At 72.9% G+C, this 20635-nt stretch carries 23 protein-coding genes; 14 read left to right on the top strand and 9 right to left on the bottom strand.

What is annotated here, in order from left to right:
* Positions 1–52: 52 nt before the first annotated feature.
* The 4 genes from ABEB17_RS13510 (at position 53) to ABEB17_RS13495 (ending at position 4187) form a co-directional block, all read left to right on the top strand.
* Positions 53–235, top strand: coding sequence for a hypothetical protein (locus ABEB17_RS13510; protein WP_345717201.1), 183 nt, complete (start codon positions 53–55; stop codon positions 233–235).
* A 73-nt stretch (positions 236–308) separates the two neighbouring features.
* A complete protein-coding gene (locus ABEB17_RS13505; RefSeq protein WP_345717200.1) occupies positions 309–1682 on the top strand; it encodes a gluzincin family metallopeptidase in 1374 nt (457 codons plus the stop codon).
* Complete coding sequence (locus ABEB17_RS13500; protein WP_345717199.1) at positions 1679–2995, top strand: M48 family metallopeptidase; 1317 nt, start codon at positions 1679–1681, stop codon at positions 2993–2995. The genes ABEB17_RS13505 and ABEB17_RS13500 overlap by 4 nt, the downstream gene beginning before the upstream one ends.
* A 34-nt stretch (positions 2996–3029) precedes the next feature.
* Positions 3030–4187: a glycosyltransferase family 4 protein gene (locus tag ABEB17_RS13495; protein ID WP_345717198.1), complete on the top strand. Its 1158-nt coding sequence runs from the start codon at positions 3030–3032 to the stop codon at positions 4185–4187.
* Here the strand turns inward: ABEB17_RS13495 and ABEB17_RS13490 are convergent.
* Entirely contained in the window at positions 4149–5378 is a 1230-nt protein-coding gene (locus ABEB17_RS13490) for a glycosyltransferase 87 family protein (RefSeq protein ID WP_345717197.1), read from the bottom strand. The genes ABEB17_RS13495 and ABEB17_RS13490 overlap by 39 nt on opposite strands.
* Before the next feature lie 71 nt (positions 5379–5449).
* Positions 5450–7237 (bottom strand): AMP-dependent synthetase/ligase, encoded by a 1788-nt coding sequence (locus ABEB17_RS13485; protein WP_345717196.1) that lies wholly within the window; start codon positions 7235–7237, stop codon positions 5450–5452.
* Between the two features lie 138 nt (positions 7238–7375).
* Here ABEB17_RS13485 and ABEB17_RS13480 point away from each other — a divergent pair, with 138 nt between their 5' ends.
* From ABEB17_RS13480 to ABEB17_RS13445, 8 genes are all read left to right on the top strand, one after another.
* Positions 7376–7810, top strand: a complete 435-nt coding sequence (locus ABEB17_RS13480; protein ID WP_378226955.1) for an SRPBCC family protein — start codon at positions 7376–7378, stop codon at positions 7808–7810.
* The gene (locus tag ABEB17_RS13475) at positions 7803–8255 is read left to right on the top strand and encodes a hypothetical protein (RefSeq protein ID WP_345717195.1); all 453 of its coding nucleotides are present in this window, start codon (positions 7803–7805) and stop codon (positions 8253–8255) included. The genes ABEB17_RS13480 and ABEB17_RS13475 overlap by 8 nt, the downstream gene beginning before the upstream one ends.
* A 95-nt stretch (positions 8256–8350) precedes the next feature.
* A complete protein-coding gene (locus ABEB17_RS13470) occupies positions 8351–8800 on the top strand; it encodes an SRPBCC family protein (RefSeq protein WP_345717194.1) in 450 nt (149 codons plus the stop codon).
* Positions 8801–8806: 6 nt separating this feature from the next.
* Positions 8807–10003 carry an ArsA family ATPase gene (locus ABEB17_RS13465; RefSeq protein ID WP_345717193.1) on the top strand — a complete coding sequence of 399 codons (1197 nt, stop codon included), beginning with the start codon at positions 8807–8809 and terminating at the stop codon, positions 10001–10003.
* Positions 10000–10431, top strand: a complete 432-nt coding sequence (locus ABEB17_RS13460; RefSeq protein WP_345717192.1) for a hypothetical protein — start codon at positions 10000–10002, stop codon at positions 10429–10431. The genes ABEB17_RS13465 and ABEB17_RS13460 overlap by 4 nt, the downstream gene beginning before the upstream one ends.
* 1 nt (position 10432) lies before the next feature.
* The gene (locus tag ABEB17_RS13455) at positions 10433–11380 is read left to right on the top strand and encodes an ROK family glucokinase (RefSeq protein ID WP_345717191.1); all 948 of its coding nucleotides are present in this window, start codon (positions 10433–10435) and stop codon (positions 11378–11380) included.
* Entirely contained in the window at positions 11377–12429 is a 1053-nt protein-coding gene (locus ABEB17_RS13450) for an ROK family glucokinase (RefSeq protein ID WP_345717190.1), read from the top strand. The genes ABEB17_RS13455 and ABEB17_RS13450 overlap by 4 nt, the downstream gene beginning before the upstream one ends.
* A gap of 88 nt (positions 12430–12517) precedes the next feature.
* A complete protein-coding gene (locus ABEB17_RS13445; RefSeq protein ID WP_345717189.1) occupies positions 12518–12658 on the top strand; it encodes a hypothetical protein in 141 nt (46 codons plus the stop codon).
* A 9-nt stretch (positions 12659–12667) separates the two neighbouring features.
* On the opposite strand, the gene ABEB17_RS13440 is transcribed toward ABEB17_RS13445, so the two are convergent.
* The 6 genes from ABEB17_RS13440 to ABEB17_RS13415 all read right to left on the bottom strand — a co-directional run bounded on the left by ABEB17_RS13440 (position 12668) and on the right by ABEB17_RS13415 (position 17057).
* Positions 12668–13024 carry a VOC family protein gene (locus tag ABEB17_RS13440; protein ID WP_345717188.1) on the bottom strand — a complete coding sequence of 119 codons (357 nt, stop codon included), beginning with the start codon at positions 13022–13024 and terminating at the stop codon, positions 12668–12670.
* Positions 13025–13085: 61 nt separating this feature from the next.
* Positions 13086–13823: a class I SAM-dependent DNA methyltransferase gene (locus ABEB17_RS13435; RefSeq protein WP_345717187.1), complete on the bottom strand. Its 738-nt coding sequence runs from the start codon at positions 13821–13823 to the stop codon at positions 13086–13088.
* 13 nt (positions 13824–13836) lie between these two features.
* Positions 13837–14451: a hypothetical protein gene (locus ABEB17_RS13430; protein WP_345717186.1), complete on the bottom strand. Its 615-nt coding sequence runs from the start codon at positions 14449–14451 to the stop codon at positions 13837–13839.
* Positions 14444–15694, bottom strand: a complete 1251-nt coding sequence (locus tag ABEB17_RS13425; protein WP_345717185.1) for an ornithine cyclodeaminase, nickel-pincer nucleotide-dependent — start codon at positions 15692–15694, stop codon at positions 14444–14446. The genes ABEB17_RS13430 and ABEB17_RS13425 overlap by 8 nt, the downstream gene beginning before the upstream one ends.
* Before the next feature lie 47 nt (positions 15695–15741).
* Positions 15742–16323 (bottom strand): hypothetical protein, encoded by a 582-nt coding sequence (locus ABEB17_RS13420; protein WP_345717184.1) that lies wholly within the window; start codon positions 16321–16323, stop codon positions 15742–15744.
* On the bottom strand, positions 16320–17057 hold the full coding sequence (locus ABEB17_RS13415) for an alpha/beta hydrolase (protein ID WP_345717363.1): 738 nt from the start codon (positions 17055–17057) through the stop codon (positions 16320–16322). The genes ABEB17_RS13420 and ABEB17_RS13415 overlap by 4 nt, the downstream gene beginning before the upstream one ends.
* A 142-nt stretch (positions 17058–17199) precedes the next feature.
* Here ABEB17_RS13415 and ABEB17_RS13410 point away from each other — a divergent pair, with 142 nt between their 5' ends.
* Positions 17200–18036, top strand: coding sequence for a lysophospholipid acyltransferase family protein (locus ABEB17_RS13410; protein WP_345717183.1), 837 nt, complete (start codon positions 17200–17202; stop codon positions 18034–18036).
* Between the two features lie 69 nt (positions 18037–18105).
* On the opposite strand, the gene ABEB17_RS13405 is transcribed toward ABEB17_RS13410, so the two are convergent.
* Entirely contained in the window at positions 18106–19044 is a 939-nt protein-coding gene (locus ABEB17_RS13405; RefSeq protein ID WP_345717182.1) for a type IV toxin-antitoxin system AbiEi family antitoxin domain-containing protein, read from the bottom strand.
* A 165-nt stretch (positions 19045–19209) separates the two neighbouring features.
* On the opposite strand from ABEB17_RS13405, the gene ABEB17_RS13400 reads away from it, so the two are divergent.
* Entirely contained in the window at positions 19210–20607 is a 1398-nt protein-coding gene (locus ABEB17_RS13400) for an FAD-binding oxidoreductase (RefSeq protein ID WP_345717181.1), read from the top strand.
* Positions 20608–20635: the final 28 nt, after the last annotated feature.

Raw genomic sequence — 20635 nt, 5'->3', positions numbered from 1 at the left:
TCTGCAGCGAGGTCGGCAGGTCGTCGGCCCCCCGCGTGAGGAGGCGACCGAGATGCACATCGACTGCGACAGCTGTGAGGTCAAGGGTCTGGCTTGCGGTGACTGCGTGGTCACCTTCCTGCTGGGTGCCGCGCCCGAGGGGGTCGAGCTCGACGCCGCCGAGCAGGTGGCCATTGGGGTCCTGTCCGAGACCGGTCTCGTTCCCCCGCTGCGACTGAGGCGCGCCACCGGATGAGGTGTCTGGTCGGGGCGCGACGACGTTCGCCGAAGCGGCCGGGGGGATCGGTCCGGTTGCCTACGATGTCGGAGTGAGCGAGCCGCGAGGGTGGCCCACCCGGCGCGGCGCGCCCGTGGTGTCGCTGCTGGCAGCCCTGGTGGCAGCGGTTGTCGTCGTCGGCCTGGTCATCGGCTTCGGGACGGCGTGGTGGCCCCGTGGTGGCTCCGCCCGACCCGCTCCGGCCGCAACCGCCACGAGCAGTCCGACCGCTGACGAGGACCAGCAGCAGGTCGACGCGCTGCGCGGGTTGCTCGATACGCGCGTCGGTGCGCTGACCCATCGCGACCGAGCCCGCTGGCTGTCCACCGTCGACCCCGAGGCGGCGGCGTTCCGGGCGCGACAGGCCGCCGTGTTCGACAACCTGTCTGCCGTCCCGCTGGCGTCGTGGACGTACCAGTACCTCAACCGCGCTCCGGAGCTGTCCGCGCAACGCGCGACCCGCCTGGGCGGTCATCCGTGGGTGGCCCGAGTCGAGGCTGGCTACCGCCTTCGCGGCTTCGACACGACGACCTCGACGGCCGAGCAGTACCTCACCATGGTCCAGCGGGACGGGCACTGGTACGTCGCGGCGGACACTGACGGCGGGACCGCCCCGCAGCCCTGGGACCTGGGACCCGTGCACGTGGCCCGTGGCGACCGGGTCCTCGTCCTGGGCACCGCCTCGCCGAGCACGTTGCGGTCGTACGCGGCCGCGGGGGACCGCGCCGTCGGCCGGGTCAGCGAGGTGTGGGGCCGGGACTGGTCGCGGCGGGCGGTGCTGGTGGTGCCGCGGACGCAGGCCGAGTTCGGCAAGCTCCTGCTGCGTGAGTCCAAGGGACTGAGCCAGGTGGCCGCCGTGACGACAGGCGCACTCGGCAGCCCCGGCTCGTCGGCACCGGACGCCGCCGATGGCCGGGCGGGCAACGACCGGGTCGTGCTCAACCCCGGCGCCTTCGCACGGCTCAGCAGCACCGGGCAGCGCGTGGTGCTCACGCACGAGATGACGCACGTGGCCGTGCGTCAGACCACATCGGCCTCGGTCCCGACCTGGTTGGCCGAGGGGTTCGCCGACTACGTCGGCTACCGCGGCACGGGCGTCACGGCGAGAGGCGCCGCCGGCGACGTGCTCGTGCTCGTCCGCAGCGGCCACGGGCCGACGGCACTGCCCACCGCAGACGACTTCGATCCCACCCGCACGACCATCGCGCCGTCGTACTCGGCGTCGTGGCTGGCCTGCCTGCGGATCGCTGACGAGTACGGCCAGGACGAGCTGGTCGACCTCTACCGCAGGGCGGCCGGGTCGAGGTCGCCCGACTCGGATCCGCAGGAACAGCTGTCCGCGGCCTTCCCGAAGGCGCTCGGGGTCAGCGAGTCGGCGTTCGTCCAGGACTGGCGCCGCTACCTGGGCCGCCTGGCCGACCAGTGAGCGTCGAGACGCAGCCGCGGGTCGACCGGGACCGTTCAGGCCAGGTCGCCTGGACGACGTTCGCCGTGCTGGGGGTGCTGCTGCTGGTCGCCGCCGCCGTGCTGGTCCCGTGGCACCCGTGGTCGGGCTCGACGGTGCACTCCACGCCGGCGCTGGACTTCACCGCCCAGCAGCTGAAGCGCGACAGCACCTTCCACGCGGACCTGCGGATCTGGACCTACCCCCGGCTGCTGGTCGGCCTCACCGCCACGCTCATCCTCGGGCTGACCCCCCTCGGGAGTCGCCTGGTGGGCCGGGCCGGCCGGTTGCTCGGTGGGTCCTGGCCGGCCACCGTCGTCGCGGGCACGCTCGCCCTGACGGTGGTGTCCGTCCTGGTCGCGCTGCCCTTCTCGGTCGCCGCCGAGCTGGTGCTGCGCCGGTACGGCCTGTCGACCCAGGACTGGGCCGGCTGGACCGTGGACCTGTTGCGCGGCACCGGCATCAGCTGCCTCGTCACCGCGCTGGCGTTGCTGGTCGTGGTCGGGCTGGCGAGGCGCTGGCCGCGCTGGTGGTGGGCGCCGTGCGCGGGTCTGGCCGCGGTTCTCGTGGTGGTCGGCTCGCTGCTCTACCCGGTGCTGATCGAGCCGCTGTCGAACACGTTCACCCCGCTGGCTGCGGGCCAGCTGCGGACCGACCTGCTGCAGCTGGCGGCCGACGACGGCCAGCCGGTGCGGGACGTCCTCGTCGCGGACGCCTCCCGCCGGACGACGGCCGAGAACGCCTACGTGTCCGGTTTCGGGTCGACGCGGCGGCTGGTCGTCTACGACACCCTGCTGCACCGGGCCTCGCCGGCCGAGGTCGAGGCCGTGGTGGCGCACGAGCTCGGCCACGTCGCCAACCACGACGTCCGGCACGGCACCACCCTGGGCGCGCTGGGCGCGGTCTGGGCGGTGGTCGGCCTGGGCCTGCTCACCGGTGGGCGGTGGTGGCGTCGCCGGGCCGGTGTCCGCGGCGTGGGCGACCCGCGGTCGATCGCCTTCCTGCTCGCCGTGCTGGCGGCCGGCACCTGGCTGGCCGCGCCGGTCACCAACCTGGTGTCCCGCAACATCGAGACACGGGCCGACGTCCACGCCCTCGACCTCACCCGCGACCCCGCCACGGTCGCGGACATGCAGCGCGGACTGGCGCTGGCGAACATCAGCGACCTGGACCCGCGCTGGTACCGCGAGCTGTTCTTCGAGAACCACCCGTCGTCCGCCTGGCGGGTGGCGTTGGCCCGGGCCTGGGCGCAGGACCACGGGCTGCCGGCGATCCCGCCGGTGGCCGACCCGTAACGGCTGAGGTGTGACGGACCCGTAGGGTCTGGGCGTGGCCGCCGGACGCACGCTCATCGTCACCAACGACTTCCCGCCCCGCACCGGCGGCATCGAGTCGATGGTGCTGGCGCTGGCCCAGCGACTACCGGCGGACCAGGTCGTGGTGCACACCGCGCGCCAGCAGGGCGACGCCGCGTACGACGCGACGCTGCCGTTCGAGGTGGTTCGTGACCCTTCACGGCTGATGGTGCCGACCCCGCAGATCGCCCGGCGCAGCGCGGCGTTGGCCCGCTCCCGCGGCTGCGACCGGGTCTGGTTCGGTGCGGCGGCGCCGCTGGGACTGATGGCGCCGACGCTGCGGGCGGCGGGCGTCGAGCGCACGGTGGCCACGACCCACGGCCACGAGATCTGGTGGTCCAGCGTGCCCGGCGCACGGAGCCTGCTGCGCCGGATCGGGGAGCGCAACGACGTGCTCACGTACCTGGGGGAGTTCTGCCGGTCGAAGATCGAGCGTCCACTCACCCCGGCGGCGCGTGAGCGCATGCGCCAGCTGACCCCGGGCGTGGACGACGCCACGTTCCGTCCGGGATCGGGCGGTGACGTCGTCCGGGAGCGGCACGGGCTGGCGGACCGGCCGGTCGTGGTCTGCGTGTCCCGGATGGTGCCGCGCAAGGGCCAGGACGTCCTGGTGCGCGCCCTGCCGGCCATCCAGCGGCGCGTGCCGGACGCGGCGCTCCTGCTGGTCGGCGGGGGGCCCAACCTCAAGAACATCGAGCGGGCCGTGGCTCAGCAGGGGCTGGAGCGGGACGTCGTCCTGGCCGGCCGGGTGCCGTGGGACCAGACGCCGGCCTACTTCGACGCGGGGGACGTGTTCGCCATGCCTACCCGCACCCGGCTGCTCGGCCTGGAGCCGGAAGCGCTCGGCATCTGCTACCTCGAGGCGGCGGCCACCGGCCTGCCGGTCGTGGTGGGGGACTCCGGCGGCGCACCGGACGCGGTCCTGGACGGCGAGAACGGGTACGTCGTGCCCGGGCGTTCCGTCGAGGCCGTGGCGGACCGGGTGGCGACGCTGCTCGAGGACCGCGAGCTCGCCGCCCGGTTCGGCGCTCGCGGGCGCGAGTGGGTAGCGGCGCACTGGCGGTGGGACGACCTGGCCGCGAGGTTGCAGCGGCTACTCGCGGGCGAGCCCGTCCCGCGCGACCTCGCCTGAGGGCTCGCTCGCCGCGAGCGCCAGCGCCACGAACGCGCCGACCAGCCAGAACTGGTTGTAGAACGCCTGCTTGTTGACCAGGTTCGCCACCAGCAGCACCAGGGCCAGCCAGCCGATCAGCTCGGTCAGGCCCGGCTGGCGGCGGCGCACCATGACGCAGGCGAGCGCGAGCACCGAGAGCACCAGCAGCCCGGTGAGCCAGAACGGCGGCGTCCAGCTCAGCTCGGTCTGCGCCGCGATGAACCAGGTGTTGGCGAACGTGATGGGATGGAACGAGACCAGCAGGGAGACGGTGTCGTGCCAGAAGTCGCGCGGCGACGCCAGGAACCACGGCAGCACGAGCACCCCGGCCCCGACCGCCGTCGTCAGCGCCCGTCGCCAGCCGAACGCCGTCCAGAGCGCGAGCACCGGCAGCAGCACGACCAGGTGCTGCTTGCTGGCGCAGCCCAGCGCGAGCGGGATGACCGCCCACCACGGATGACCGCGCCGGACCAGCAGCGCCCACGCCGCGACCAGGGCGAACAGCAGCGGCTCGGTCCAGGCCTGCTCGGCCTGGGTCACCGAGCCCGGTGCGAGCGCGAGCAGGGTCGCCGCACCGAGGGCCAGCTGCGACGTCCGACCGCCTCGACGGCCCAGGGCCACCAGACAGGCCAGACCGACGAGGAACCAGACGAGCAGCGCCCACCGGACGTCGCCAGCCAGCCAGCGGCCGGGAGCGAGCAGCACCGCCGTCCAGGGCAGGTAGGTGAAGGCGTCCTGGATGCCGGGCGAGTCGTGCCAGGTCATCGCGTAGATGTTCTGCCCGTCCGCCATCCCGTCCGCGGCCTGCTGCAGCGTGACCCAGACGTCGATCCGCGGGGCGGGGACCAGGGCGATCGCGGTGACCGTCCAGGCAACGACCCCGGCGACGGCGGCGCCGGCGCTCAGCCAGCGCCCGCGCGGTCCCGGGACGGCCAGCAGCGCGGCCGACAGCACGCAGGTCGTCGCGACCACGTGGGCCAGCAGGCGCCGGTCACCCGCACCGGCGTGGCTGAAGAACGGCACCACCTCGGCGACCAGGCCACTGGCCAGGGCCGTCGCGGCCAGCACGCCACGGGGCATCGACCGCAGCTGCCACCGGCGCAGCAGGGCGGTCAGCAGCAGGACGGCGGCGCTGGTGAGCACCACGACGATGGCCAGCCGGTACCGCACGACGCTCCACTGCAGTGCGGTGAAGTACCCCAGCCAGACGACCGCCAGGCAGCCGGCGGCGCGGACGGTGCTCAGCGGTACAGCTCCTCCACCTCGTCGGCGAAGTCCTTCATCACGACGCTGCGCTTGAGCTTCAGCGACGGGGTGATGTAGCCGGCGTCCTCGGTGAAGTCCACCGGCAGGATGCGGAACTTGCGGATGGACTCGGCCTTGCTGACGGCCTTGTTGGCGCTGTCGACTGCGCGCTGCACCTCGGCCTGCACCTGCTCGTTGCCCGCAGCCGCCTCGACCTCCATCGCCGGCAGCCCGTTGTTCGAGAGCCAGGTCGGGAGCATCTCGGTGTCCAGCGTGATCAGGGCCGCGATGAACGGCTTCTGGTCGCCGACGACGATGGTCTGGGAGACCAGCGGGTGGGCGCGGATGCGGTCCTCCAGGACGGCCGGAGCGACGTTCTTACCGCCCGCCGTCACCAGGATCTCCTTCTTGCGACCGGTGATGGACAGCGTGCCGTCCTCGGTCAGCGAGCCCAGGTCGCCAGACCGGAACCAGCCGTCGACCAGCGTCTCCTCGGTGGCCTGGGGGTTGTTCCAGTAGCCGCGCAGGACGTGCGGGCCCTTGATCAGCACCTCACCGTCGTCCGCGATCTTGATCGAGATCCCGGGCAGCGGCTGGCCGACCGAACCGATCACCAGGTGGTCGGGGGTGTTCACGGTGCTCGGCGCGGTGGTCTCGGTGAGCCCGTAGCCCTCCAGCACCGTGATCCCGGCGCCGCGGAAGAAGTGACCGAGCCGCTCGCCGAGCGGGGCGCCGCCGGAGACGGCGTACTGCACCTTGCCGCCCATGGCAGCCCGGAGCTTGGTGTAGACGAGCTTGTCGAACACGGCGTGCTTGGCGCGCAGCGCGAGCCCGCCCCCACCGGCGTCCTGGGCCTTGCTCCAGGCCACGGAGGTGGCCGCGGCGGCCGCGAAGATCCGGCCCTTGCCGTCGGCCTCGGCCCCGGCCTCGGCCGAGTTGTAGATCTTCTCGAACACGCGCGGCACGGACAGCACGAAGGTCGGCTGGAACTGGGCCAGGTCCGGCAGCAGGGTCTTGATGTCCCCGCTGTGCCCGAGCCGCGCGCCGGCCGTGATGGTGAGGACCTGGATGAACCGGGCGAAGACGTGGGCCAGCGGCAGGAACAGCAGCGTCGAGGCGCCGTCCACGTTCACCACGTCGCCCAGCCGGGCCACGGCGTTGTCGCACAGCGCCATGAAGTTGAGGTGGGTGAGCTCGCAGCCCTTGGGGCGGCCCGTCGTCCCGGACGTGTAGATCAGCGTCGCCAGGTCGGACGGCGAGGTGGCGTCCCGCCGCTCGGTGACCGCGGTCTGGTCGACGTCCGCCCCGGCGACGACGAGGTCGTCCAGGCCACCGGCGTCGATCTGCCAGACGTCCTTCAGCGCGGGCAGCTCGCTGCGGGCGGCGGCGACCGTCCGCGCGTGCGCGGGGGTCTCGATCACGGCGGCCACCGCGCCGGAGTCCGACAGGATCCAGGACACCTGCTCGGCCGAGGAGGTCTCGTAGACCGGGACCGTGACCGCGCCGATCGACCAGATGGCGTAGTCGACGAGCGTCCACTCGTACCGCGTCTTGCTCATCAGGGCGACGCGGTCGCCGACGCCGACTCCCGCCGCCAACAGGCCACGAGCCAGCTCGTCGACCTGGGCGGCGAACTCGGCCGCGGTGACGTCCGTCCAACCGCCGTCGGCCCGCCGGCTGAACAGCACCAGCTCCGGGGTCCGTGCGGCGTGCTCGACGACGATCGAGCTGGCGTTGCCCGTCGTCGGCTCTGCCACGAGAGCGGGCATCGAGAACTCGACCACGAGACGCCTCCTTGCATCGGGATGGGTCGTACGGCTCAGACCCTACCGGCCAGTAGGTTGGAGCACTGGCATCTGCCGATTGTTCCAGCACGGGTGGAGGTCCACCAGCACCGACCCCGGATGCACCATGCTGGGGCGGTGCCGATGATCGACCTCGTGGACGACACGTTCGTCGCCGCACCGCCCGAGCAGGTGGCCCGCGCGGTGGCCGACCCCCGCCGGTGGGTGCGGTGGTGGCCCGACCTCGCGCTGACCACGACCCGGGACCGGGGCGCCAAGGGTCGGCAGTGGCGGGTGGACGGGGGCCTGCGGGGGACCAGCGAGATCTGGCTCGAACCCTGGCGGGACGGCGTCCTGGTGCACTTCTACCTCCGGGCCGATCCAGGCGACCAGAGCGCGACCGGGGCCCGGGTCGACCGCGAGCGCCGCCACCGCGCGCAGCAGTGGAAGCGCGCGGTGCACGCGCTCAAGGACGACCTGGAGCGCGGACGGGAGCCGGGCGAGCCCGTTCGGTCGACGCCGGCAGACCTCAAGCACTCGGCTGAGACGACCGATATCCAGGCAGATGAGTGAGCCGATGACCCAGACCACGCCCCCGAGCACCTGCCCGGCCTGCGGCGCCACCGTGCGCCAGGACGTGCCGTGGTGCCTGCAGTGCTACGCCAGCCTGCACCCGGAGGCGGCCGCCCCCGCGGCCGCGCCCGAGCAGCTGACGCCCGAGCAGCTGACGCCCGAGCAGCCCTTGGGACACCAGTCGGTGGCCGGGCAGGTAGTCGACGCGCAGCCGGACGGCGAGCACGTCGCCCCGACGGCCCAGGACGCGGCGGCGGCCGCGGCCGAGGCGAACCGGGTGGCGGACGAGCTGATGGCCCGCCTGGCCTACGAGGACCGGCAGGTCAACTGGGTCGCCCGCCTGGAGTCGTTCCCCGGCGGTCGGACCGGCGCGATCGCCGCCGGGATCGTCGGGGCCGGCATCGTGGTGCTGCTGGTGCTCACCCTGATCGGGCTGGTGCTCTGACCCGAGGCGGTGCACGGCGGGGTAGCCTTCCCATCGACCCGAGGTGCGGATCCGCCGTCCCGGCCGCCCCCGCCCGTCCCACGGAAGGCACCTGCATGGCTGACCGCACCGAGTCCAGCGTCGTCGTCGAGGCCGCCCCCGCCCAGGTCCTCGCCGTGATCGCCGACTTCGCCGCGTATCCCGAGTGGACCGGCGCGGTGAAGCAGGCCGAGGTCGTCTCGACCGGCACTGCTGGGCGCGCCGAGCAGGTCCGCTTCGTGCTGGACGCCGGAGCCATCAAGGACACCTACACGCTGGCGTACGAGTGGGACGTCGCGAAGTCCGGCACCGGGACGGTCAGCTGGGAGCTCGTCGAGGCCGAGACCGTGCTGAAGGCGCTGGACGGCAGCTACACGCTCGAGGGTGACAAGGCCGGGCCGACGACGGTGACGTACCAGCTGATGGTCGACGTGCGCATCCCGATGCTCGGGATGCTCAAGCGCAAGGCGGAGAAGAGCATCATCGCGACTGCGTTGCAGGAGCTGAAGAAGCGGGCCGAGGGCTGAGCCGCGTTGCGCGTCGTCCTGTTCACCGGCAAAGGCGGGGTCGGCAAGACGACCGTGGCCGCTGCCACGGCCGTCCACGCGGCCCGCTCGGGGGTCAAGACCCTCGTGCTGTCCACCGACGCCGCGCACTCGCTGGGTGACACGCTCGGGCAGGACCTGCCCCCGGACGACGTCTGCGAGGTCGAGCCCGGGCTGTGGGCGCAGCAGGTGGACGCCGGACGGCGGTTGACCCAGACCTGGGGCGCGGTGCAGGACTACCTGGTGGACGTTCTGGCCGCACTGGACGTGCAGCCCCTGGACGCGGCCGAGCTCACGGTGCTGCCCGGGGCGGACGACGTCCTGACCCTGCTCGCCGTGCGCGACCACGTCGAGAACGGCCCGTGGGACCTCGTGGTCGTGGACTGCGCGCCGACCGCCGAGACGTTGCGCTGGCTCGCCGTCCCCGAGGCGCTGACCCGGTTGGTGGACCGTCTCCTGCCCTCGCAGCGGGCGCTCGCGAAGGTGCTGGTCCCGGTGGTCGGTCGTGCCGCCGCGCTGCCCGCACCGGGTCGCGAGGTCGGGCCGGCGCTGCTGCGGCTGCGCGAGCAGCTGGCCGGCGCCATGACGGTCCTGCGTTCCGAGCGCACCTCGGTGCGGATCGTCCTGACGCCCGAGTCGGTGGTGCTGGCCGAGGCCCGCCGCACGCTCACCGCGCTGGCCCTGCAGGGTTTCGTCGTGGACGGCGCCGTCGCGAACCGGGTGATCCCCACCCACGACGCCTCGGCCTGGCAGCTCGGCTGGGTGAGCGCGCAGCAGGACGTGCTGGACCAGGCCGACGAGTCGTTCGCGCCGCTGCGCGTCGACCGGGCGCCGTACCAGGCCGCGGAGCCGGTCGGTCCGGACGCGCTCGCCCGGCTCGGCGAGGAGCTGGTCGGCGAGCAGGGCATGGCCGAGCTGATCGACGGCCCCCGCCCGCCCAGCCCGGTGCGGGTGGAACGGCTCGGCAACGACTTCGAGCTGGTCATCGACCTGCCGAACGTGCGGGCACAGGACGTCGAGCTGGCGCGCCGCGAGGACGACCTGCTGGTCGCCGTCGACGGGCACCGTCGGGTCATCACCTTGCCGTCCGCGCTGCGCCGGTGCACGGTCGCCGGTGCCCGGTTCACCGGCGGCGGCCTGCACGTGCGGTTCGAGCCCGACCCGACCCTGTGGCCGGCGTCGTGACCGCGTCCGACGGACCGCAGCGCGAACCGGTCGGCAGCGCCGCCGATGAGGCGGCCCGGCTGGTCGACGCGTTCCAGGGCTGGTGGCACGAGCGAGCCGGCGAGCCGGGACAGCCCTCGGCCGAGCCGGCGGCCGGCGCGGACGGCGCGGCCGGCCCGGCTGGCCCGACCGCGCACGACCCGGCGTCCCCGTGCCGGTACTGCCCGTGGTGCCGCCTGGTGTCGAGCGCGCAGACCGTGCGTCCCGAGGTGGTGCAGCACCTGCTGGCGACGGCGGAGTCCGTGGTGGGACTCTTGCGCGAGCTGTCCCGCGACGTCAGCGCGGCGCGGACCGACCCCGCCGCACCTGACCCGGCCGCGGAGTCCGGTCCTGGAGTGCGTACTGTCACCATCCCGGTCGAGCCGGACGACGAGCCTGGAGGGCACTGAGATGGGTTTGACGATCGGCGTCGACATCGGTGGCACGAAGATCGCTGCCGGCGTGGTCGACGAGGACGGCTCGCTGGTCGCCAAGACGCGCCGCAAGACGTCCGCGTCGGACCCGGGTGCCATCCAGGCGGAGGTGGCCGACGCGGTGGCCGAGCTGCGGGCCGACCACGACGTCGACGCGGTGGGCGTCGCGGCAGCGGGATTCGTCGACGCGACGTCCGGGGTCGTGCTGTTCGCCCCGAACCTGGCGTGGCGCGACGAACCCCTCAAGGACGACCTGACCCGGCTCATCGGACTGCCCGTGGTGATCGAGAACGACGCGAACGCGGCGGCCTGGGGCGAGTTCAAGTTCGGCGCTGCCCGCGAGGTCGACGACGCCGTCCTGGTGACCGTCGGTACCGGGCTCGGCGGCGGCATCGTGGTCGACGGGCGGGTTCTCCGCGGCCACGTGGGGGTCGGCGGCGAGCTCGGACACGTGCGGATGGTCCCTGACGGCATCCGTTGCGGCTGTGGCAACCGCGGCTGCTGGGAGCAGTACGCCAGCGGCAACGCCCTGCAGCGAGAGGGCCGTGAGCTGGTGGCCAAGGGGAGTGCGTTCAGCGCCCGGCTGTCCGAGCTGTGCGGTGGCGACCCCGACAAGCTGCGCGGGGGCATGATCACCCAGGCTGCGGCCGAGGGCGATCCCGCCGCCGTGGACCTGCTCGCCGACCTGGGACACTGGCTCGGTGAGGGCATGGCGCAGATCGCGGCGGTGCTCGACCCGGCCCTGTTCGTGGTCGGCGGCGGGGTCGTGGAGGCCGGCGACCTGTTGATCGGGCCGGCCCGGGCGGCGCTCGCCCGACAGCTGACCGGGCGAGCGCACCGGCCGGTGATCGGCATCGTGCCGGCCGCGCTCGGCAACGGCGCCGGCATGATCGGTGCCGCCGACCTGGCCCGGGCCGCGCAGTGACCGAGCGCCGGTCGCAGGGGGCGCGCCAGATCTGGTCGCGCCCCGCGATCGGCATCGACATCGGCGGCACCAAGGTCGCGGCCGGGCTGGTCGACATCGACGGGCAGGTGCTGCGCCGGGCGCGCCGCGAGACCCCGCACCGCAGCCAGAGCCCCCAGGTCGTCGAGGACACGATCGCCGAGGTGATCGCCGAGCTCCGCGACGACTGGGACCACCGCGAGGCCATGGCGATCGGCATCGGCGCGGCCGGCTTCGTGGACGAGACCGGGTCGTCCGTGCTGTTCGCGCCGCACCTGTCCTGGCGTCACGAGCCGCTGCGCAGTGCCATGCGGCGGCGCACCGGCCTGCCGGTGGTGGTCGAGAACGACGCGAACGCCGCCCTGTGGGCCGAGGCGCGGTTCGGCGCCGGGCAGGGCGAGGGCTCGATCGTCTGCATCAACCTGGGCACCGGGATCGGCGGTGCGGTGCTGGTCGACGGCCGGCTCTACCGCGGCAAGTTCGGCGTCGCCGGCGAGTTCGGCCACATGCAGGTCGTGCCCGGTGGTCACCGCTGCGAGTGCGGCAACCGTGGCTGCTGGGAGCAGTACGCCAGCGGCAACGCACTGGTCCGTGAGGCGCGCGAGCTCGCAGCCGCGCGATCGCCCGTCGCGCACGGGCTGCTCGACCTGGTGGACGGCGACGCGTCCCGGATCACCGGACCGCTGGTCACCCAGGCGGCCAAGGACGGCGACCCCGCAGCGCAGGAGCTCTTCGACGACGTCGGCCGCTGGCTCGGGATCGGCGTGGCCAACCTGGCCGCCGCGTTCGACCCGGGCCTGTTCATCATCGGCGGGGGAGTGTCCGAGGCGGGCGAGCTGCTGCTCGGCCCGGCCCGCGACGCCTTCCGCCGGCACCTGACCGGCCGCGGCTTCCGGCCCGAGGCACCGCTGGTGCGCGCCCAGATGGGCAACGACGCGGGGCTGATCGGCGCTGCGGACCTGGCCCGGCACCGGGCCCGGCTGTTCCGGCGCAGCCGCCGCAACCGCCAGCGTCGTCGTCCGCGCGCCTGAGCCGCGGCTCAGCCCGTTCCTGGTCCTTCTCTACGTCCCGAACGGGGATGAGATGACGGCATGTTCATCGCGACCGTGAGCGAGGACGATGCCGAGGGCGCCGTCGCCGAGCTACTACGAGACCCAGCGCGCGGCCTGGGACTTCCTGCTGGACGGGCAGACCGCGGCCACGTTCGCACCGCCAGTTCTGGAGTCCCTGGTCGTCGGGCGACCGGCCGCGCCCGCCTGATACCGGGGATCAGCTGAGGCAGAGGCAGAACGGGTGACCGGCGGGGTCGAGGAACACCCGGAACGTCGTGCCGGGCTGGTGCTCCGCCTTGGTCGCGCCGAGCTCGAGCACCGCTGCCTCAGCGGCGTCCAGGTCGTCGACGACGACGTCCAGGTGCATCTGCTGCGGCACCTCCTGGCCCGGCCACTGCGGGGGCTTGTAGTCCTTCACCTGCTGGAAGGAGATGCAGTCGCCGTAGTCGGCGCGGATCTCGGTCCAGTCGGGGCGTTCCTCGATCTTCCAGTCGAGCATGGCGCCGTAGAACCGCGACATCTCGGCGGGGTCGGCGCAGTCGAGGACGACGGTGGGGAAGCGTGCGATAGCCATGACCGGAACCCTAGAGGCCATTGCGGACGATCGGCGTCCGGAAGGCGACAGCCAGCGGAGGTCAGCGTGGCAGCCGGTACACCGAGACGTGCGAGCCGGACTCGGCGGTGAAGTCCGCGCCGGACCAGTCGGCGTGCCGGCTCTCCAGCTCGAACCCGGCCAGCTGGGCCATCAGGTCCAGCTCGGCGGGCCAGATGTAGCGGTGCGGGCTGCGGAACAGCTCGGCCGCAGTGCCGTCCCCGAAGTGCACGTGGTGCGAGACGACGCGCTGGTTCAGCACGTCGTAGGTGTCCAGCAGCAGGTAGCCGGGCTCCACCTGCCCGACCGTGGCCCGCTGCCCGGGCGGCAGGGTGCGCAGCTCGGGGACCCACAGCTCGATGACGAAGCAGCCGCCGGGGGACAGGTGCCTCGCCGCGTTCCGGAAGCAGGCGACCTGCTCGGCCTGGGTCAGGAGGTTCGAGATGGTGTTGAAGACCAGGTACACGAGCGTGAACTCGCCGGGCGCGCGGGCGCTGGCCATGTCGCCGAGGACGACGGGGATCGTCCCTGCGTCCACCTTGGCGCGCAGCTGGTCGACCATCGGCTGCGAGAGCTCGATGCCGCTGACGGGGACGCCGCGCTCGGCCAGCGGTACGGCGACCCGCCCGGTGCCGATGGCGAGCTCCAGGGCGCGGCCGCCGGCGGTGAGCCCAGCGAGCCGCTGCACGGTCGGCTCGAGCACCTCCGGGGAGAACATCCCGGTGCCCGGGGTGTCGTAGCGGGCGGCGGTGTCGACGTCCCAGATCTCGTGCTGAGCCATGACGGCGATCCTGTCAGTAGGCGTCGCGCTGCTCGTAGAGCAGCTCGCCGTCCTCGATGGTCAGGTCCTGCGGCCAGTCCGCCGGGTCGGGTGCGAGCAGGGCGTCGTGCTGGACGACGGCCACGAAGCCCGCCTGGCGGCGCAGGCCGGGGCTGTCGCCCAGGCTGTGCCAGCCGCCCGCCTCAGCGATCTGGTGCAGCGCGCGGCCGAGGTGGTCCGCGTCGGCGGCGGCGAGCACGGCTGCCTCGTCGGTCACCGCGTAATCGCGCCGCTCCAACACGGTGAAGCCGGTGGCCACGGACTCCTCGGTCGGCCCCTCGTCGTCCTCGCCGTCAGCTTCGTCGCCGTCGTCGTCCGTAAGCGCTCCGAACGGGCCGAAGTTGCCGGTGTAGTCGAACTGGGCGTCGGCGTACGCCATGGCGAGGGGCAGCAGGCGGTCGTTCGCGGCGAAGACGTCCAGGACGTCCGCGTCGCCGGCCGCTGACGCCACCGTCTCGGCGTGCTCGGCGAGCGCCGCGAGCAGGTCGGCCGCGGCGATGCGCAGCCGCGAGGCGCCGTCCGCCGTCCAGGGTTCGAAGTCGTCGTCCTCGTCACGCTGGTCCGTGCCGCTGCCGGTCGTGTCAGGCATCGCGGGTGTTCCATCCCGGGCTGAGCTCACCGGCCAGCTGCTCGAGAAAGAGCCCGATGTCGGTGACGACGCCGCGGGCCTGTGAGGAGCCGCGGTCGGCCAGCTTGGTCACCGTCGCCGGGTTGATGTCGACGCAGACGAGCGGGATGGAGGCGGGCAGCAGGTTCCCCGTGGCGACCGAGTGCAGCATGGTCGCGACCATGATCGCGAAGCCCACGCCGTCCAGTGCCTCGCGCATCTTGCGCTGGCCCACGATCACGTCGGTGTGCACGTCGGGCAGCGGACCGTCGTCCCGCACCGAACCGACGAGCACGTACTGCTTCTCGCCGCGCACCAAGGCGTGCATGACGCCCGAGGTGAGGACGCCCTGGTCGACCGCGTCTGCGATGGAGCCCGCCGCGCGGATCTGGTTGATCGCGCGGATGTGGTGCTCGTGGCCGTGCTCGACACCGCGCCCCTTCGACAGGTCCACGCCGAGCGACGTCCCGTAGATCGAGGACTCGATGTCGTGCGTGGCGATCGCGTTGCCGCCGAACAGGATGTCGACGAACCCCGCCTCGACCAGTGCGACCATCGCCGGGGCGGCGCCCGTGTGCACGACGGCGGGTCCGGCCACCCACAGCACCTTCTTGCCGGCCGCCTTGACCGAGCGCATCTCCTCCGCGATCTGCCGGACCAGCAGCGCCTGCGGCTTCTCGCTGGACACCTCGGAGTTCATGAACTCGAACACCTGGCCGTCCTCGGCGAACTCCGCCACCGGCATCACCACCCGCACGCCCGAGGCGCCGCAGACGATCTGGTCGCCGGCCAGCACGTCGCTGACGGGCACCGTGCGCACCCGGCGCGAACCCGCGTCCCCGCTGACCAGCAGCCCGCAGTCCATCTCGGGCTGCTCGACGTCGACCCAGCGGCCGTCCAGCCGCACCTGGGTGTCCAGGTTGGTCGTCGAGTAGAAGTCCCCGGGGAAGACGCCGTCGGCGCTGACCTCGCGCAGGACGGTCTCGCCCGGGTCGGTCAGGTTTACGCCGTGCGCGTTCAGCCGCATCAGGATCGAGGCCAGCAGCTGCTCGTCGTCGGTCTGCACCCGGATCCGGGCGTACGACTCGTCGTCGTGGTCCTTGCCGACGTCGAAGCGCTCGATCACGTAGTCGCCGCCCAGGGACCGGACGTCGTCCACGCAGCGCGAGAGCACCCCGGTGTCGAGCAGGTGCCCGCGGATCTGGACGGTCTCGGAGAACGACACGAGGAAGCTTCCTTTCGAGCGGGGTGAGGTGGCAGGGCAGCGCGGAGCTAGACGACGGCGCCGTCGTCCCCGTCGTCGTCCCGGGTCTGCGGCAACCGCAGCACGAGGGTCACGAAGCCGCCGACGAACGCGACAGCCGCGATGGCCAGCCAGAGGTGCCCGACGTCGCGCCAGAACAGGCCCGCGAACAGCAGGAACGCCGGTCCGAGGACCACACCCGCCCAGGCCAGCTGTCCGAACGTGTCGAGCTTGGCGGTGAACGGCGGGTCCGGCGGGACGAAGTGGCCCTCGTGCTCGGTGGCCAGCTCCCAGTCCCGCGGGCCGGTCAGCGGGGACGGCTCGACCGGTTGCGGGTCGTCGTCCGGGGTGGGCAGCCCGTGGTCGCGGACGTACCGGATCTGCTCCATCGACTGCGGGTTGGGTGGGTCTTCGGCGCCGCCGCCCTCGGCCGACTCGTCGAGCTTCTCGTCGTGCCGGCTGGCGTCCTCGGACGCCGGCCAGGGCGGGATCTCGCCGACCGGGGTGTCCTCGTCCCAACCCGCCACGATCTGCGCGAACGCGGCATCGAGGTCGGCGTCACGTCCGGCGTCGCCGCTCGACTGGTCGCGCTCGGCTGGCATCCCGCTCACCCGGTCACTCGTCGGATGAACGCGAGGGTCTCGCGCTCGATGACGTCGGCGTCGTAGTCCAGCGTCGCCACGTGGAAGCTGCGTTCCAGCACGATCTCGGTCACGTCCTTGCTGGAGACGCGGGACAGCACCAGCTGCGAGCTCTTCGCCGGGACGACGTGGTCGACGGCCGAGCGCATCAGCAGCAGCGGCTGGGTCACCTGCGGCAGGTCCCGGACCACCTCGGGGAACGCCTGGACGAACGAGTGCAGCGCCTTGAGCGGGGTGCGGTCGTACGCGAGCTCGGTGCGCTCCGGCTGGGCGATGTCGCTGGCGATGCCCGGCAACGACGCGAGCACGTGCTTGAGCACGGGCAGGGCCACCAAGCGCGGGTCACCGAGGGTGACGCACGGGTTGACCAGGGCCAGGCCGGCCACGTGCGGAGCCTGTCGCTCGGCGATGCGCAGGGCCAGGGCGCCACCCATGGACAGGCCGGCCACGAACACCCGGTCGCAGCTGTCGACGAGCTCGGCGAAGGCGCTCTCGGCGCAGGCCAGCCAGTCGGCCCACTGCGTGCGGTTCATCTCCTGCCACGTCGTGCCGTGACCGGGCAGCCGCGGCAACCGGACGCTGAAGCCCTCGGCGGCCAGCGACTGCGCCAGCGGACGCATGCTCTGCGGGCTCCCGGTGAAGCCGTGGCACACCAGCACGCCGACGTCGCCGCCGTCGCTGCTGAACGGCTCCGCTCCGGGCATCACGGGCACGCGGGCACTCCTAGGGCTGCTCGGCTGGTCGGGTGGTGTTGGTTGGGGCATCGTTCCACGCGGCAGGGGTTCGGTCGAGAGGTGCTACTAGAGTTCATCCGTCAGGTCGTGGGGTCAGCGGAGAGGAGGCGCGGTGTTCTACTGGTTGATGAAGACCGTGGTCCTCGGTCCCATCCTGCGCCTGATCTTCCGGCCCTGGGTGACCGGGGTGGACCACGTGCCCGTCGAGGGCCCGGCGATCCTGGCCAGCAACCACCTGTCGTTCTCGGACTCGATCTTCCTGCCGCTGCTGCTCGACCGGAAGGTCACCTTCCTCGCGAAGGCCGACTACTTCACCGGGCGCGGCCCCAAGGGACGGGCCACGGCCCTGTTCTTCCGGCTCGCCGACCAGCTGCCGATCGACCGCGGTGGCGGCCGGGCCAGCGAGGCGGCGCTCAACACCGGACTGCGGGTGCTCAACAAGGGCGACCTGCTGGGCATCTACCCCGAGGGCACCCGCTCGCCCGACGGACGGCTCTACCGCGGCAAGACCGGCGTCGCCCGGATGGCCCTCGAGGGCGGTGTCCCGGTGATTCCCGTCGTCATGGTGGGCACCGACAAGGCCCAGCCGATCGGACGCAAGCTGCCCAAGATCACCCGGATCGGCGTGCGGATCGGGGAGCCGCTGGACTTCTCCCGCTACGAGGGGATGGAGGGCGACCGGTTCGTGCTGCGGTCCATCACGGACGAGATCATGTACGAGCTCATGCAGCTCTCCGACCAGGAGTACGTGGACGTGTACGCGGCGTCCATGAAGGAGCGGCTCGCGGCGGCCCGGCGCGGGAAGACCGTCTCCCTGCCCGGTGACCCTGAGGACGAGAGCGCGGACGTCGATCCCGCCGATCCTGCAAGCGCTGAGCTCGAGCTCGAGGACCCGGCCGCCGACATCGGCCCCGCCGAGCCCGAGCCTCCGGCCCGCGCCGCCGGCTGACCCCTGCGTCGCCGCGTCCACGGCTCACCGTGGCAACGGCATGCGCCAGGGCGAACGCCGTTGCCACGCTCACGCGGCGCTGCATCGCGGACCGCACCGGAGGATCCGTCCAGTCCAGCCGCGACACTGAAGCACCGCCCCGACCTGGCCCGCCACGAGGCACGGTCGCCCGTTGACCTGCGCCCAGCCGTACCGCAGGCTCGCGGCCCCGCGAACGACCAGCTCGTTGTCCCGCTCGTCGTCCCGGAGCTGCTGGTCGCGGTGGTACAGCACGCCGTCCAGCTCGACGTAGGTGGTGAACTCCTCGTAGGCCACGTCGCGGTACACCCGCCGGCCACGCTGCCTATCGGCGAGGCCTCGACGTCCGCGCGGCAGCCCGTGGCGGCGCTCGACATCCCGCGCGTACCGGAGCTCCAGCGGGGAGGCGATGCCGTCCACCACCTCCGCCAGCACGGCCCCGACGAGCCGGCGGTGTCGCAGCCGCCCGCGAGCGACGGCGGCGGCGCTGAGCCGGTCCGGCGTCGTCAGGCGACGCTGGACGCCTCGGGTGAGCCAGCCGATGACCTCGTCCTCGTCCTGGGCGGCCTCGACCAGGTCGAGCACGGTGTCCTCGACGCGGGTCTGCGGAGGGCGCCGGGCCGGGTGACGTCGAGCCTCCAGGTGCCGGGTGCGGTGCAGCACGATCCCGGGCTGCGGCGTGACGCGGTGCGTCGCGCGGACGGTCACCTCCGCGAGGTCGGGGGCGATGTCCAGCAGTCGTTGCTCGAAGGCGGCCGATCGGTGGCTCAGCACCGAGCCGGCACCAGCGTGCAGCAGCGCTGCCCACGCGCGGGTCTGCGGCACCAGCGGGCCCGAGTAGCTGGCGTACACGCCGGGGTAGAGCGGTTGCCAGCGTCCGCTCGAGCACCGGTGAGCGATCGCCGATCCGCTCAACCCGCTCGTCAGTGCCTGGCTGCGCGAGACCGCACCTGCCTGAGCCTCCGCGAGCTGATCGAGGTTCGGCGGCACCCACTCAGCCTGACCGAACCGGCCGTTCGCCACGGTCCCGCGGCGGGTGGCTCACAGGCGGCCAAGTGGAAGCCAAGTCGGCCCCAAGCAGGCTCCGGCACCTTCGTTCCAGGCGCTCCCCACCACCCGAGGGAGCCAGCGGAACAAGATCAGGAGCACCACACCATGAGCACCATCACCACCCGCGGCGACGACCTCGCCACCCTGCGAGCCAGCGTCACGGGCGACGTCCTGCTGGCCGGTGACGCCGGCTACGCCGAGGCCGCCAGCTGCTACAACCTCGCCATCCAGCACCGTCCGGCCGTGCTCGTGGTGGCGGCCGACACCTCCGACGTGGCCGCCGCCGTGCGCTTCGCCACGACGAACGACCACCCGATCGCCATCCACGCCACCGGCCACGGTGTCGCCCGCCCGTCCGATGGCGGCGTCCTCATCGTGATGAGCCGGTTGACCGGCGTCCAGGTCGACCCGGTTTCCCGCACCGCCCGCATCGAGGGCGGCGCCAAGTGGGCCGCCGTTATGCCGCTGGCCACCGAGCACGGACTCGCCCCGCTGGTCGGCTCGACCACGGACGTCGGCGCCGTCGGCTACACCCTCGGCGGCGGCTTCGGCTGGCTCGGCCGACGCTACGGCCTGTCCTCGGACGCCGTGCGCTGGTTCGACCTGGTCACGGCAAGCGGCGAGGAGCTGCGCGCCAGCGCCGACGAGAACCCGGAGGTCTTCTGGGCCCTCAAGGGTGGTGGCGGCGGTTCGCTCGGGGTCGTCACGGCGATGGAGATCGAGCTCTTCCCGGTCACCGAGGTCTACGCCGGCAACCTGCTCTACCCGGCGTTCATGGCCCGCGACGTCATCCGCCGCTGGCGTGACTGGTCAGCGCGGCAGGACGAGCGGCTCACGTCGTCCTTCGTGCTGATGAACTTCCCGCCCCTGGACGAGGTGCCGGAGCCGCTGCGCGGCCAGTCCTTCGTGATGGTCCGGGGCTGCTGGAGCGGTGACCTCGACGAGGGTGCGGCGATCATCGACGAGTGGCGCGAGTGGCGTCCGCCGGTGATGGACATGTTCGGCCGCATGCCGTTCGCGATGAACGACATGATCAGCCAGGACCCGCCGGACCCGATGCCCGCCATGGTGTCCACCGAGTGGTTCGACGAGCTCGAGGACGAGGCCGTCGAGGTGCTGGTCAGGGCCGGGCTGCCCGAGCCGGGACGTCCGCCGATGCTGGTGATGACCGAGGTCCGGCACGCCGGGGGTGCGGTCAAGCGCAACGCGGCCGGCGCGGCCAACGACCGCGGTCGCAGCGGCGAGCTGCTGCTCGAGATGGTCGGCATCGTGGTCAGCCCGCACGCCGGGCTGGCGCTCGAGGCGCACCTGCGGCACACCCGCAAGGCGTTGGCCCCGTTCGTCACCGGTGCCACGTACCTCAACTTCACCGAGGGCGAGGAGAAGCAGCACCGGACGGCGAGCGCGTTCAGCCCGCACCACCTGGCCCGCCTGCAGGCGGTCAAGGCCGTGCTGGACCCGGACGACGTGTTCTGCCACGGGTTCGCCATCCCGCAGGGCTGACCCAGGGGTGCGCGACCGCGCGAGAAAT

This window comes from Angustibacter luteus, from assembly GCF_039541115.1.
Lineage (GTDB): Bacteria > Actinomycetota > Actinomycetes > Actinomycetales > Angustibacteraceae > Angustibacter > Angustibacter luteus.
This window is presented reverse-complemented; position numbering and strand designations above follow the sequence as displayed.